This window comes from Sphaerisporangium melleum (genome assembly GCF_014646695.1).
Taxonomy (GTDB): Bacteria; Actinomycetota; Actinomycetes; order Streptosporangiales; family Streptosporangiaceae; genus Sphaerisporangium; species Sphaerisporangium melleum.
In genome coordinates this window covers 14,189-27,541 of record NZ_BMNT01000034.1, presented here as the reverse complement: position 1 = coordinate 27,541, position 13,353 = coordinate 14,189, and the positions used below count along the sequence as shown (strand labels likewise).

At 72.2% G+C, this 13,353-nt stretch carries 13 protein-coding genes; 5 read left to right on the top strand and 8 right to left on the bottom strand.

Features of this window, described 5'->3' with window-relative positions; all coding sequences use genetic code 11:
- Positions 1-35 precede the first annotated feature (35 nt).
- From IEY93_RS27005 to IEY93_RS38665, 5 genes are all read right to left on the bottom strand, one after another.
- Positions 36-956, bottom strand: coding sequence for a carbohydrate ABC transporter permease (locus IEY93_RS27005; RefSeq protein WP_189165938.1), 921 nt, complete (start codon positions 954-956; stop codon positions 36-38).
- 17 nt (positions 957-973) lie between these two features.
- Positions 974-2,002 (bottom strand): carbohydrate ABC transporter permease, encoded by a 1,029-nt coding sequence (locus tag IEY93_RS27000; RefSeq protein WP_229691515.1) that lies wholly within the window; start codon positions 2,000-2,002, stop codon positions 974-976.
- A gap of 1 nt (position 2,003) precedes the next feature.
- On the bottom strand, positions 2,004-3,425 hold the full coding sequence (ngcE, locus tag IEY93_RS26995) for an N-acetylglucosamine/diacetylchitobiose ABC transporter substrate-binding protein (RefSeq protein WP_189165937.1): 1,422 nt from the start codon (positions 3,423-3,425) through the stop codon (positions 2,004-2,006).
- A gap of 121 nt (positions 3,426-3,546) precedes the next feature.
- Positions 3,547-4,305, bottom strand: coding sequence for a sugar isomerase domain-containing protein (locus tag IEY93_RS26990; RefSeq protein ID WP_229691514.1), 759 nt, complete (start codon positions 4,303-4,305; stop codon positions 3,547-3,549).
- 325 nt (positions 4,306-4,630) lie between these two features.
- On the bottom strand, positions 4,631-4,987 hold the full coding sequence (locus IEY93_RS38665) for an ArsR/SmtB family transcription factor (protein ID WP_229691513.1): 357 nt from the start codon (positions 4,985-4,987) through the stop codon (positions 4,631-4,633).
- Positions 4,988-5,141: 154 nt separating this feature from the next.
- On the opposite strand from IEY93_RS38665, the gene IEY93_RS26980 reads away from it, so the two are divergent.
- Positions 5,142-6,239, top strand: a complete 1,098-nt coding sequence (locus tag IEY93_RS26980; RefSeq protein ID WP_189165935.1) for an NADH:flavin oxidoreductase/NADH oxidase — start codon at positions 5,142-5,144, stop codon at positions 6,237-6,239.
- Positions 6,240-6,333: 94 nt separating this feature from the next.
- Positions 6,334-6,861: a DUF2087 domain-containing protein gene (locus IEY93_RS26975; RefSeq protein ID WP_189165934.1), complete on the top strand. Its 528-nt coding sequence runs from the start codon at positions 6,334-6,336 to the stop codon at positions 6,859-6,861.
- A gap of 2 nt (positions 6,862-6,863) precedes the next feature.
- On the opposite strand, the gene IEY93_RS26970 is transcribed toward IEY93_RS26975, so the two are convergent.
- Together IEY93_RS26970 and IEY93_RS26965 are read right to left on the bottom strand one after the other, a co-directional pair.
- Positions 6,864-7,772 carry a DUF72 domain-containing protein gene (locus tag IEY93_RS26970; RefSeq protein ID WP_189165933.1) on the bottom strand — a complete coding sequence of 303 codons (909 nt, stop codon included), beginning with the start codon at positions 7,770-7,772 and terminating at the stop codon, positions 6,864-6,866.
- Between the two features lie 58 nt (positions 7,773-7,830).
- Positions 7,831-9,141, bottom strand: a complete 1,311-nt coding sequence (locus tag IEY93_RS26965) for an NAD(P)/FAD-dependent oxidoreductase (RefSeq protein ID WP_189165932.1) — start codon at positions 9,139-9,141, stop codon at positions 7,831-7,833.
- Between the two features lie 220 nt (positions 9,142-9,361).
- On the opposite strand from IEY93_RS26965, the gene IEY93_RS26960 reads away from it, so the two are divergent.
- From IEY93_RS26960 to IEY93_RS26950, 3 genes are read left to right on the top strand one after another with little or no spacing between them, the layout of a single operon-like run.
- A complete protein-coding gene (locus tag IEY93_RS26960) occupies positions 9,362-10,663 on the top strand; it encodes an extracellular solute-binding protein (RefSeq protein ID WP_229691521.1) in 1,302 nt (433 codons plus the stop codon).
- Positions 10,663-11,649, top strand: coding sequence for a carbohydrate ABC transporter permease (locus IEY93_RS26955; protein ID WP_189165930.1), 987 nt, complete (start codon positions 10,663-10,665; stop codon positions 11,647-11,649). Before IEY93_RS26960 ends, IEY93_RS26955 begins: the two co-directional genes overlap by 1 nt.
- Positions 11,639-12,463, top strand: a complete 825-nt coding sequence (locus IEY93_RS26950; RefSeq protein WP_189165929.1) for a carbohydrate ABC transporter permease — start codon at positions 11,639-11,641, stop codon at positions 12,461-12,463. Before IEY93_RS26955 ends, IEY93_RS26950 begins: the two co-directional genes overlap by 11 nt.
- 31 nt (positions 12,464-12,494) lie before the next feature.
- On the opposite strand, the gene IEY93_RS26945 is transcribed toward IEY93_RS26950, so the two are convergent.
- On the bottom strand, positions 12,495-13,253 hold the full coding sequence (locus IEY93_RS26945) for a GNAT family N-acetyltransferase (protein WP_189165928.1): 759 nt from the start codon (positions 13,251-13,253) through the stop codon (positions 12,495-12,497).
- Positions 13,254-13,353 lie beyond the last annotated feature (100 nt).

The window sequence follows — 13,353 nt, the reverse complement described above, 5'->3', positions numbered from 1 at the left end:
TCCCTTCCTGATCGGCCGCGCGCCGTGGCGCGCGGTCACTTGAGCGCGCCCGCGGTCAGCCCGGCCTGGATCTGCCGCTGGAAGACCGTGTACACCACCAGCATGGGCAGGATCGCCATGCTGAGCGCGGCGAACAGCGCCGACCAGTCGGCGTCGTAGCCCGCCGCCGTGGAGATCGCCGCGATGCCCTGGGTCAGCACCCACTTGTCCTGCGCCTGCCCGCTGAGCAGCACCAGGGGGATCTGGTACTGGTTCCACTGGCCGAGCACGTTGAAGATCGTGATGCTCACGATGCCCGGCCGCGCCATCGGCAGCATGATCTGGAAGAACACCCGCGCGTGCGAGGCGCCGTCCACGAACGCGGCCTCGGCGACCGCCTCGGGCAGCGTGCGGAAGAACGCCGACAGGAAGAAGATCGTGAACGGCAGCGAGTAGGCGATGTACACCAGCACCAGCCCGCCGTAGGTGTCCAGCCCGATGAGCGGGCCCACCAGCGGCAGCCGGCCCATGTTCTGCACGACGAAGAACAGCGGCGTGAGCGCCAGGTAGACCGGGAAGGCCAGCCCCGACACGAACAGCAGGTAGATCGCGCGGTTGCCGCGGAACCGGTAGCGGGCCAGCACGTACGCCGCCATGGAGCCCAGCAGCATGGTGCCGGTCGTGCTCAGCGCGACGACGACCAGGCTGTTGAGCATGTACCGGCCCACGTGCGCGTTCTCGAAGGCGCGGGCCCAGTTGTCCCAGCGGAGGGAGGCCGGCAGCGACCACGCGCTGCCGAAGATCTCGTCCTCGCTCTTGACCGAGGCGAGGAACGTCCAGGCGATCGGCACCGTGACCAGCGCCGTCCAGACCACCAGCGCCGCGTGGGACAGCCCCGACAGCGGGCCGAGCCGTGCCCGCCGCCGCTCGCGGGACGCGCTGCGGCCGAGCGTCACCTTGCCCGCCTGTGAAACCACCTCGCCGGACCCCCTCGTCAGTACTCGACTCGCTCGCGCCGCGACAGCCGCAGGGCCGCCGCCGCGAAGGCGACCGTGAAGAAGAACAGCACCACGCCCATGGCCGAGGCGTAGCCGAACCGGAAGTACTGGAAGGCGTTGCGGTAGATCTCGGCGGCCATCACCGTCGTGGAGTGGTCGGGCCCGCCGCGCTCGGGGGTCATCACCCACACGACGGCGAACACGTCCAGCGCCGCGATGCCGAGATAGATCCACCCCACCTGCACGGTGTCCCACAGCAGCGGCAGGGTGATCCGGAAGAACAACCGGCCGGGACCGGCCCCGTCGATGCGCGCGGCCTCGTACATCTCGCGCGGGATGGAGGCCATGCCGGCGGAGAACAGCACCACGTAGAAGCCGACGGCCTGCCAGACCAGGACGCCGAGGATCGACCAGAACGCCACGCCCGGGTCGGACAGGAAGCCGACCGGCTCCAGCCCAAGCGCGATCAGCGGTGCGTTGAGCATGCCGCTGCCGTCCGGCCGGAACACCTGCTGGAACAGCACGGCGACGATCGCGACGGCCAGCACCTGGGGGAAGAAGAACACCACCCGGTAGAACCGCGAGCCGGCCACGCCGCCGCCGTTCGCGCCGCCCGCGTTGAGCAGGAAGGCGAACGACAGGGCGATCGCGATGGTGAGCAGCGGCAGCAGCACCAGCAGCAGGGCGTTGTGCCCGACGGCCGTCCAGAACACCGAGTCGCCGGCCAGCCGCCGGAAGTTCTCCAGCCCGACGAACCGCGGGGAGGCGCTCACCCCGCGCCAGTCGGTCAGCGCGATGGAGAACGCCTGCGCGTACGGCGCGATCACGTAGACGGCGTAGAGCAGCACCGGGGCCGCCAGGAAGCCCGCGATGAACCGGGCCCTGGCGGCGTCGATCCTGCGCGGCGCGGCGGACCGGCGTCCACCGGCGGCCGGACGGGCCATCGCGTTCCTGCCTTTCTCCCCGGCGCCCGCGAGGACGGGCGTGCGACCGGTCACGGGCTCGCGGGCGTCCCGCTCCGGCACGTCAGCGGGTGAACTTCTTGACCGAGGAGTCGTTTCTGATCTCGTCGGCCTTCTTCTGGCAGCGGTCGGCCCACTCGCCGGGCTTCAGCCGGCCCGCCATGAGCTGGCCGGTGGCGGCGGCCACCTCGTCGTGCAGCGGCTGGTACCACTGCCGGAAGCGGAAGTAGGTGGTGTTGGTGCCGGCGTTCTTCAGCGCGGTCGCCGCGGCCCGCAGCCCCGGGGTGAGCGTACGGCCCTCGGCGGCGCCCTTCACCACGGTGAGCGTGCTCAGCGTCTCGCTGAACCGGCCGGCGCCCTCCTTGGACAGCATGGCGCGCATGTACTCCATCGCGGCGCGCGGGTTGGCCGAGCGGGCGGCGACGAAGTACTCCTCGCCGGGGCGGGAGTGCACGGTGCCGTAGGGCAGCGCGTCGGAGCCGGAGAAGGACGGCAGCGGGAACATGGCGTAGCCGAAGCCGTCGGGGGTGGAGTCCTTCTGCTCGTTCTCCAGCCACGACCCGCAGGGCAGCATGGCCACCTGGTACTTGTTGTGCACCGTCTGGGTCTGGATGTGGTCCAGGCCCTGGGTGCCCTGCAGCAGGTACTTCGCGCCGATCTCGGCGAACGCCTCCGCGGCCTGGGTGAGCGGCCCGGCCTTCCAGGCGCCTTCGGCCAGGTTGTCGATGTTCTTCAGCACATCGACGCCCCCGATCTTGGCGGCCAGGGTGAGGATCGTCTCGTAGATGTAGAACGGGTGCTTGCCCGCGTAGGTGAACGGCGCGCACCTGCCGGACTTCTTGATCGTCTCGCACAGCGCGGTGAACTCGTCCCAGGTCTTCGGCACCTGCCAGCCGTTGTCGTCGAACAGCTTCTGGGAGTACCAGATGCCCCAGACCGTGCTGGCGTACTCCAGCACGCAGTACGTGCCGTCGTAGGTGCCGAGCTCGATCGCCGCCGGCAGGATGGTGTCGCGCACCTTGACGGCGGGGTCGTCCCAGCTCGGCGCGTCGAGCAGCTCGCCGAGGTCCTGGAGCTGGCCGTCCTGCGCCAGCGCGCCGAAGTCCATCGAGTTGTCGCCGGAGTTGTTGACGAACTCCGGCGGGTCGCCCCCGGCGAACCTCGGCTGCAGCGTCTTGGCGATCTCCTTGGTGGCCGTGTGCTTGATCTGGACGCCCGGATGCCTGCCGGTGAACAGCGGCTCGTGGATCTGCCTGGCGTACGCGTCGCCGTACCCGCCGTCGAAGATCACCACCTCGAAGGGCTTGTCCGCGGGGATGCCGAGCGGGTTGGCCGCGCTCGTCGGCCCGGTGGCCATGGGTGCGCTCGACGGGCCGCCGCCCGCCGGGGTCGCGCACGCCGACAGCGCGCCGGCCGCCGGGAGCAGCAGTCCGGCGAGGGCCGCGCTGCGCAGCAGTTCGCGCCGGGTGACAGGGTTTCGCGCCATCAGTCCTCCTGGGGGGCTGGAGTCCCGCCCCGCCCCGCCGCGCCGGGCCCGGTGCGGCGGAGCGTCCTTCGGTCGAACCTGCTCAGGCCGTTGGCGGCGGCGGGGCCGGCACCTGGCACGCTCACCCGCCGCGGCGGATGCGCCCGGTGTAGCGGGCCTCCAGCGCCTTGTTGTGCTCGTCGCCGCCGGTGACGTTCGCCGACCGGTAGATGGGCGGCTCCTCGCCCGCCTCCAGCAGCAGCCGCACCACCTCGGCGACGACCATCTGCGCCAGCAGCGCCGAGGTGATCGTGGACACCGCGCCGTAGGTCCCGCCGCCGGGCAGCGGGAGGACGGCGTCGCCGTAGGGCGCGCCGTTGTCGAGCACCACGTCGGCGAGGTCGAGGAGCTTGCGCCCGGACGGGTGGCGGGAGGTCATCGCCGTGCTGTGCCGCACCGAGGTCAGCGCGACCAGCCGGTGCCCGCGCTCCTTGACGATCGAGGCCAGCTCCACCACCGAGCCGTTCACTCCCGAGCTGGAGGCGATGACGAAGGCGTCCTGCGGTCGCACCGGTGCCAGGTCGTAGACGCGCCGGGCGATGGACGGGTCGCGTTCCAGTTCCGCCGGGCGCAGCGTCTCAGGCGGCTCCCCGCCGTACAGCACCAGGTCGCGCAGGGAGAGCCGGTTGGTGGGCACCAGGCCGCCGGCCCGCCCGGCGATCTCCATCGCGATCGCCTCGGAGTGCCCTGAGCCGAACGCCTGGATCACCCCGCCGGCCCGCAGGCAGTCGCACAGCAGCGCGGCGGCCTCGCGCACGGCGGGCTCCTGGCCCGCGGCGACCTCACTCAGCAGCCTGCCCGCCTGGTCGGCGTAGGCCATGGCTCCGATCTCCATCGGCATCGAGCTCCTTCCCCGCGGCGGTCCACCCGGCAGGCCCTGATCGCCGGCTCGTGCGCGTGGCCGGTGCGCTCGGGCACGCCGGGCGGGCGGGGCAGGCGTTCGGATGAAAATAATTGCCCAGCGAGCCCATGATTAGCAAGAACACTTTCAGCACACTTCCCGTGCCGGGGGTGCACGACGGGCGTTCTCCCTCTTGTGGAGGAACGAACGCGGCCGCGTGGGGCGCACGCCGGAGGCCGCCCGCCGGGATGGGTCCGGACGAGCCGGATCGCCGCCGGCAAAGGGACGGCAGGGGAGCGGTCGGCCTTGGGGCGGACCGGCAGCGTCAGGGGCCGTCGGAGAGGCGGCACCGCTGGGCGGCGTCGGCGTCGAGTACCGTGGCGAGCAGCGACGGGAACAACTCGTCCAGATCCTCGCGCCGGAGCCGGTTCATCTTGGCCGTGCCCCGGTAGATCTGCCAGATCACCCCCGCCTCGCGCAGCACCCGGAAGTGGTGGGTGGACGTCGACTTGGTGACCGCCAGGTCGATCTCGGAGCAGGTGGCCTCCTCGCCGGAGGCCAGTGCGGCGAGATGGCGTACGACGTGCAGGCGCATGGGGTCGGCCAGGGCGTGCAGCACCTGTTCCAGCCTGATCTCCTCGCGCGGGGGGTGCTCCAGGAGTCTGGCCGACGTGGTGGTCACCGTTCGTCCCTTCCTCGGGTGCAGGGCCCTAATCGTACGACGAACGTCGTAGTTTGACACCTGCCGTAGTACGCCATGTATCGTACCAATTGCCGCGGGACCGGGCGCCAGGCGTCCCCGCCCGGCATCCCACACCCACACCAAGGAGCCTGTCGTGAGCGCACTGTTCGAACCGCTGACGCTGCGGAACCTCACCATTCCCAACCGGGTCTGGATGACCCCGATGTGCCAGTACAGCGCGGCCGCCGACGGCCCCGAGCAGGGAGTGCCGCACGACTGGCACGTGGTCCACCAGGGCGCCCGCGCGGTCGGCGGCACCGGCCTCATCATCACCGAGGCGACCGCCGTCACCCCCGAGGGCCGCATCAGCCCCTACGACCTCGGCCTGTGGAACGACCGCCAGCAGCAGGCGTTCACCCGGATCACCTCCTTCCTGCGCGAGCACGGCGCCGTCCCCGGCGTCCAGCTCGCGCACGCCGGCCGCAAGGCGTCCACCGACCGGCCCTGGACCGGCGGCAAGCCGGTCGCCCCGCAGGACGGCGGCTGGCAGACGGTGGCGCCCAGCGCCGTCCCGTTCGCCGACGGCCACCCCACGCCCACCGAGCTCAGCACCGGCCAGATCGCCGAGATCGTCGCCGCCTTCGCCGCCTCCGCCCGCCGGGCCCTGGCCGCCGGCTTCCAGGTCGCCGAGGTGCACGGCGCGCACGGCTATCTGATCCACCAGTTCCTGTCCCCGCACAGCAACCACCGCACCGACGCCTACGGCGGCTCCGCAGCCAACCGGATGCGCCTGGCCCTGGAGGTCGTGGACGCCGTCCGCGAGGTCTGGCCCGACGAGCTGCCCGTGCTGTTCCGCGTCTCGGCGACCGACTGGCTGGCCGAGGACGCCGAAGACCCGCGTACGGGCTGGACCGCAGACGACACCGTGCTCCTGGCCAAGGAACTGCTCGCGCACGGCGTCGACCTGCTGGACGTCTCGACCGGCGGCAACGTCTCCCACGCGCGCATTCCTCTCCGCCCCGGCTACCAGGTTCCGTTCGCGGCGCGGGTCAAGGCCGAGACCGACCTGCCCGTCTCCGCCGTCGGCCTGATCACCGAGCCCGCGCAGGCCGAGGAGATCATCGCCTCCGGGCAGGCGGACGCCGTCATGCTCGGCCGCGAACTGCTGCGCGACCCGTACTGGCCGAACCGGGCCGCCCGTGAGCTCGGCGCGCAGCCGCGCTGGCCGCACCAGTACCACCGGGCCGTCTGAGCGCACCACTCCTCGTCCGGTGGGAGGATCGACCCTGCGGACGAGCCCGGGCCTTGCGGTCCCGGAAGGCCGCCGGGTCGATCGGCTGGAGACCATGAGCGAGGAAGACATCGACGAGGAGGTCAGGCGCGTCCTCGGCCTCCTCTACCAGGACGACACCCTGCGCGTGCTGTCCGCGCTGGTGCTGACCGGCAGCGCGGACGGCAGCGGGCTCGCCCGGGACGTCGCGCGCAGGGCACTCGAACGGCTGGAACGCGGCGGGCTGGTGTCCCGCGAGGACGGCGGCTGGCGGGTGCGGCGCGAGCGGTTCCGTGAGCTGCTGCACGCCACGGCCCGGCCGCCCGCCGCTCCGGTCTCGGAGGAGGAGCGCGTGGTGCGCGCCTTCCTGGTCGACGGGCGGCTGCGGGCGATCCCGTCGCGGCGCGAGAAACGCCTGGCCGTGCTGCACTACATCGCCCGGGCCTTCGAGCCGGGGGTCCGCTATCCCGAGCGGGAGGTGGACGTGGTGCTGCGCGCCTTCCACGACGACTACCCCGCCCTGCGGCGTCACCTGGTGGTCGAGGGCCTGATGAGCAGGGAGAACAACGTCTACTGGCGCAGCGGCGGCTTCGTCGAGCTCTGAGATCACCCGCCCACGGGGGCGCTTTCGAGGAGCGATGCCAGGAAGGCGGCGTTGCGCTGGGCGTTGTCGGCGCAGCAGTTGTTCATCAGCACGTGGACGGTGCGGGCGCGGGCCGCCAGCCCGGCCAGGTCGGCGGCCCACCCGCGCAGCTCCTCCTCGGAGTACAGGTAGCCGAACCGCTCCTCGATGCGCTTGCTGTCCCACTTGCCGGAGTGGCCGTGGAAGCGGACCACGGCCAGGTCGGCGGTGGCCGCCAGCACCGGCGGCACCGATGACGGGTACCCCTGCGGCATGTCCACCGCCACGTACGGGATGTCGTGCGCGGCCAGGAGGCCGAGGGTGTGGTCGCGGTGTTCGGCGGTCATCCAGCCGGCGTTGCGGAACTCCACACCCGCGCGCATCGGCCGGCAGCGTTCCACGCAGCGCAGCAGGTACTCGCGGTTGCGCTCGCCCGGGCCGAACCAGGGCGGGAACTGCAGCAGCACGATGCCGAGCTTGCCGGCCTCGTGCAGCGGCGCCAGCGCGCCGAGGAAGCGGTCCCACACCTCCTCGGCGATCGCGGGGCCGACGTCGCGCAGGTAGAGCGTCTCCTTGGCCGTGCCGAGCCGCTCACGCAGGTCCTTGTACAGTGACGCCCGCCGCGTCGGGTGCCCGGTCAGCAGGGAGAACGCCTTGACGTCGAAGGTGAAGCCGTCCGGGGTGCGGTCGCGCCACGCCTCGGCGGTGCGCAGGGACGGCGGGTTGTAGTAGGTGGCGTCCACCTCCACCAAGGGGAAGCGCGAGGCGTAGTAGGCCAGCCGGGCCGCGGGGGTCGCAGCGTCCGGCGGGTACCACCCGGAGGTGAGCAGGCTCCGGTCGGTCCAGGACGCCGTGCCGACCAGGACGCGGGAGCGGGGGAGATCGTCGGGCATCCCGCCCCTCTACCACCGCCGCGTCCCGCAAACATCGCCCAGGCCGGAGCCGCGGCGGTCAGGCCCCGGTGCCTCGGGGGTGTTCGGGGACGGCGGACTCCAGCGGGACGGCCGGGCCGCGCACGAGATCGAGTTGGACGGTCTGCCGGGGCAGCACGGCGTCCAGCAGCCAGTTGCCCGCGATGCGGGTGCGCCCGTTCGGGACCGACAGCAGGTGGTACCCCCGGGTGACCGCCTTGGCCACCACGCCCGACAGCGGCACGCCGAGCGGGTTGGCGGCGGCCTTCGCCCCGCCGAGGTCGACCACGAACCCCAGGTCGCCGTGCCGGTACGCGCGGCGCTCGCCCCGGCCGTAGGAGGCGGCGATGTTGCCGGCCGCCTGCCTGCCCTGCCGGGTGGCGTGCTGGGCGGTCATGGCGGTGTACTCGCCGGGGCGGGTCAGGTCGGGTACCGCCGCCGCGTCGCCGCAGGCGAAGACCTCCGGGCGTCCCGGCACCCGAAGGTACTCGTCCACCAGCAGCCGGCCCCGCTCGGCGGGCAGGCCGAGCGATTCGATCAGCGGGTCGGGACGCACCCCGACGCACCAGATCAGCGACCGGGTGGCCACGAACTCCCCGTCCGACAGCTTGACGCCCTCGGAGGTCGCCTCCTCCACGGTGACCCCGGGCCGGATCTCCACGCCCCGCGAGCCGAGCGTGCGGTGCGCCGTTTGCGACAGGCGCTCGTCCAGCTCGGGCAGGATGCGGGGGGCCTTGTCCACCAGCAGCCAGCGGACCTGCTGGTCGCGCAGCCGCGGGCGGCGCGCCTTGGTGTCCAGGGTGAGAAGCTGTCCCTGCGCCGCCACCTCGGTGCCGGTGTAGCCGGCGCCCACCACGACGAACGTGCAGCGCGCGTCCCGGTCCTTGGGGTCGTCGGCCGCGTCGGCCAGTTCGATCTGCCGGATCAGGTGGTCACGCAGGTAGAGCGCCTCGGCGATGCTGCGGAACCCGTGGGCGTGCTCGGCCACCCCGGGGATCGGCAGCAGCTTGCTGACGCTGCCGACCGTCAGCAGCAGCCGGTCGTAGCGCAGGTCCCGGCGCTTTCCCTCGGCGTCGGTGCACACCACCCGGCGCGCGTCGAGGTCGACCCCGTCCACGGCGGCCAGCAGGTGGCGTACGCCCGGGCAGTTGCCGGTCAGCGGGACGGCCACCTTGCGCGGGTCGAGGATGCCCGCGGCCACCTCGGGGAGCAGGGGGAGATAGAGGAAGTAGTCGGTGGGGTTGATCAGGACGATCTCGATCGCGCCTCGGGAGAGGCGGGCGAGGTGGCGTGCCGCGGTGAAGCCCGCGAACCCCGCGCCCGCGATGACGACGCGTTGCCGGTCGGCCATGGACGGTCCTTTCGGCGTGACGGACAAGAATGTTCCGCTTTGAGGTACCCCTCCCTTCGCCGGGCACGCGTCCGGCGTGGATCGGGGCGAGGCGGTGGCCGTCGAGGCGCCGGGAGTGACGGCCGGGCGATCTTGGGGTACACGGTAGGAGCATCACCTCTTCACAAACCCCTTTTACCTACATTTAAAGTGGGTGGCCATGATTCCCGGCTTGGGACGGATGACGATGATCAGGAGCAGGGTCGCCGCCGGCGCCGTCGCGTCGCTTCTCCTCCTCGCCGCCGCGGCGTGCGGCGGCACGAGCGATACCGCCGGCGGCTCCGGCGGGACGGCCGCCCAAGGCGGCACGTTCACCTACTGGACCAGCGGCTGGCAACCCGACCAGATCGCCGAGGTCGACGCCGCCTTCGCCCGAGCCAACCCCGGCATGCACGCCAAGGGGCAGTACATCGCCGCATCCGACCAGTACCTGCCCAAGGTCATCTCGGCGCTGAAGAACGGCACCCACCCCACCGTCCTGCTCACCCAGAACCCCTCCGACCTGCCGGTCATCGCGCAGAGCGGCAAGCTGATCCCGCTGGACGGCAAGCTCGACGCCGAGACCGGCGCGCTGTACCCCGGCATCAGGGAGTCGCTGTTCCACAAGGGCCACCAGCTCGGCATGGCCCTCGCCGGGGTCGGCGACATCGTGCTGTTCTACAACAAGAAGGCCTTCGCCGCGGCCGGCATCGCACGGCCTCCCGCCACCTGGGCCGAGCTGGCCGCCGACGCCAAGAAGCTCTCCGACCCCGCCAAGGGCAGGTACGGCTTCTACGTGCCGCTCGGCGAGGCCGAGTGGATCTCCTTCGCCTGGGCGCCCATGCTGTACGCCGAGGGCGGGGCCTTCCTCACCCCCGACGGCACCGCGACCGCCTTCAACGGCCCCGCCGGGGTACGGGCCCTCACCACCTGGGTGGACCTGATCAAGAGCGGAGCCGCGCCGAGCACCGGCTACGCGCAGGCGGGCAGCTTCGACGGCGCTCCCGCCTTCGCCAGCGGTGCGGTCGCGATGATCGTCAACGGACAGTGGGCGGTGCCGACGTTCGAGAAGGCCGGGATCGACTTCGGCGTCGCCCCGATGCCCGCCGGCACCGCCGGCACCGCCACCAGCCTCGGCATCGGCGTGGCCGCGCTGCTGAAGACCGACCCGGCCGCCGAGAAGGCCGGCCTTGCGTTCCTGAGGTTCCTCGCCACCCCCGAGCAGGGCGCCTACCTGGCGGTCAAGAGCGGCGGCCTGCCGTCGGACCCGGCCCAGCTCCGGCAGCCGGCGCTGAAGGACCACATCGCGAAGAACCCCGCCTACGCGGTGTTCGCCGAGGCGGAGAAGACCGGAAAGGTACGCCCGATCACCCCCGCCTACAACGCCATCTCGCAGAGCCTGTGGACCGAGATCAACGCGGCGCTCAAGGGCCGCAAGACCCCGGCCGAGGCCCTGGCCGCGGCGGCGCGGGAGGGCGACGCCGCGCTGAAGAAGCTCGGCTGATGCGGCAGGCCGCCCGCGCGGGGCGGGCCGGAACACGGGCGGCGTCCCGGCGCGCCGCCGATCCGGCCGCCCCTGGCCCGCGCGCCGGCCGCGCGGGCTTGGTGGCGGGGCCGCGCGACCGCCGCCGCACCTGGGCGCTCGGGTACGCGTTCGTCGCGCCCACCGTGCTGCTGACCGTGCTGTTCTCCCTCGTCCCGCTGGCCATGCTGCTGTGGCGCAGCCTGTACGGCGGCGGCGTCTTCGACCTCGCTCCCCGCTTCGTCGGCCTGGACAACTACACCGGCATGCTCGCCGAGGGCGGCGCGCGGGCCCTGGGCGTCACGGGTGTGTACACCGCCGGCTTCGTCGTGCTCACCATGGGCGCCGGGCTGGCGCTGGCGCTGCTGCTGAACTCCCGGGCGCCCGGAGTGGCCCGGCTGCGCGCCCCGTTCATCATCCCGCTCGTCGTCCCGGTGGTGGCCACCGCGCTGATCTGGGCGAACATGTTCGCTCCGCGCTTCGGCCCGATCGACCGGCTGCTGGCCGCCCTCGGCCTGCCCCCGGCCGACCTGCCGGCCTCCCCGGGGACCGCGCTGCTCGCCGTGCTGACCTTCGGCGCGTGGCAGTTCTTCGGGCAGAACGTCATCCTCTACGTGGCGGCCCTGAAATCGGTGCCCCGGGACGTCCTGGACGCCGCGAGCGTGGACGGCGCCGGCGCCTGGCGCCGGTTCGCGCATGTCCAGTGGCCGATGATGCGCCGGCAGACCCTGCTGATCTGGGTGGTGACCACGCTCACCGGCCTGCAGACCTTCACCCAGATCTACGTGCTCACCCAGGGCGGGCCGGACGGAGCCACCCAGACCGCCCTCTACTACGTCTACAACGAGGGGTTCGTGCAGTTCGACACCGGCCGCGCCAACGCCATGGGCGTCCTGCTGTTCCTGATCTCCCTGCTGGTCACGGTCGCGCAGATCTGGCTGCTCGGGCGGGTGGACCGTGCCCGCTAGCCTGATCGCCCGCCGCGCCGTGGTCTACCTGCTGCTCGGCGTGGCCGTGCTCGTCGTGGCGTTCCCGCTGCTGTGGATGGCGGTGAGCGCGCTGAAGACCGACGCCGAGATCATCAACCCGGCCGCGCCGCTGTGGCCGGCTCATCCGCAGTGGGGCAACATCGGCCGCGCCCTCGGCCAGGCCCCGTTCGGCCGGTGGTACCTCAACACCGCGGTCTTCGGAGTGGCGGCGACCGCCGGGCAGCTCACCAGCGGGCTGCTGGCCGGGTACGCCTTCGCCGTGCTCGACTTCCCGGGCCGGCGGGTGCTCTTCCTGGTCGCGCTGAGCGGGCTGATGGTGCCGTTCAGCGCGATCATCGTCCCGATGGCGCAGCTGCTCGGCGACCTCGGCTGGCTGAACACCTACCAGGGCCTCATCGTGCCGAACATCGCCTCGGCGCTCGGCGCGTTCCTGTTCCGCCAGTTCTTCCTCGGCACACCGCGGGAGCTCGGAGAGGCGGCCCGGCTCGACGGCGCCTCGGAGCTGCGGGTCTTCCTCAGCGTGTACGCCCCGCTGGCCCGGCCGGTCGTCGCCGCGCTGGCCATCATCCTGTTCCTGCAGAACTGGAACAACTTCCTGTTCCCGCTGATCGTGGTGAACACCACTGAGATGTCGGTCCTGTCGCAGGGCCTGTCGGTGTTCCAGAGCCAGTTCACCACGCAGTACAACCTGATCATGGCGGCCTCGCTGATCACCATCGTCCCAGTCCTGCTGGTCGCCGTCGCCGCCCAGCGCCACATCATCGAGGGCATCACGTTCGGCGCCCTCGACTGAAAGGCCCGGTGCCCGTGGTCGTGCGCCCCGCTCAGGCCGGAGGGAGCTGGAAGATGTGGTACTCCGCGACGGTCTCGAAGCCCATGCCGCGGTAGACGTGCGCGCCGGCGCTGCTCGCCTGCAGAGTGCCGACCCGCAGCCCGCGTTCCCGTCCCGTGTGCAGCGCCACGGTGGTGAGATGGGCGCCGATGCCGCGGCGCCGGTGGGTCTCGACCGTGGAGACGGCGTAGATCCCGGCCACGCCGTGCGCGTCGAACAGCGCCGCGGTGCCGACCATCTGCCCGTCGATGCGCGCCGCGAACCGGATCAGGGTGCCCGGGTGACCGGCGCGCGCGGCCTCGATCCGGCTGATGTCCTCGTGCAGGGCCGGGCTCATGCTGAACGCCGGGGCGAACGTCTGGACCCACTCCCGGATGCCGGACGCGGTGACCTGCTCGACCGTCAGCCCGGCCGGCGCGGGCACGTCGGCCACCCGGTCGAGCGAGACGGCCATCACCGGCATGGGCTGGACGAACGCCCCTCCCCGCGTGAGCAGCGCCTCCTCCACGCCGGAGCGGCTGTCCGCGCCGATCCACCACCACCAGGGCACGCCGTCCAGCCTGCCGCGGGCTTCGGCCAGCGCCTCGTCCACGTCCTTGTCGCCGAGGCGCAGCACTCCGTTGAGCAGGCTGTGCGGCACGCCGCTGCGGTAGAGGGCGGGGTCGCCGTCGGAGCGGTCCGCATGCCCGAGACTCAGGTAGTAGTCGCGGGCGTTGTCGAACTGCGGCCGCAGGTCGGTCGTCGAATCCACCAGTGCAGCCTAATTGGGGCTTATGTCCGATATATGGCAATTGTCGGTCAGGGGAGCGCGGACCACCCAGGGCGCGCTACGAGGTGCGCTCACGCGCCGG

Bases quoted from the DNA above. Each gene is read 5' to 3' on its own strand.
- ngcE (WP_189165937.1), bottom strand. From the start codon at position 3,425: ATGGCGCGAAACCCTGTCACCCGGCGCGAACTGCTGCGCAGCGCGGCC.
- IEY93_RS26990 (WP_229691514.1), bottom strand. From the start codon at position 4,305: ATGCCGATGGAGATCGGAGCCATGGCCTACGCCGACCAGGCGGGCAGG.
- IEY93_RS26975 (WP_189165934.1), top strand. From the start codon at position 6,334: ATGAGCGAGGAAGACATCGACGAGGAGGTCAGGCGCGTCCTCGGCCTC.
- IEY93_RS26970 (WP_189165933.1), bottom strand. From the start codon at position 7,772: ATGCCCGACGATCTCCCCCGCTCCCGCGTCCTGGTCGGCACGGCGTCC.
- IEY93_RS26965 (WP_189165932.1), bottom strand. From the start codon at position 9,141: ATGGCCGACCGGCAACGCGTCGTCATCGCGGGCGCGGGGTTCGCGGGC.
- IEY93_RS26960 (WP_229691521.1), top strand. From the start codon at position 9,362: ATGACGATGATCAGGAGCAGGGTCGCCGCCGGCGCCGTCGCGTCGCTT.
- IEY93_RS26955 (WP_189165930.1), top strand. From the start codon at position 10,663: ATGCGGCAGGCCGCCCGCGCGGGGCGGGCCGGAACACGGGCGGCGTCC.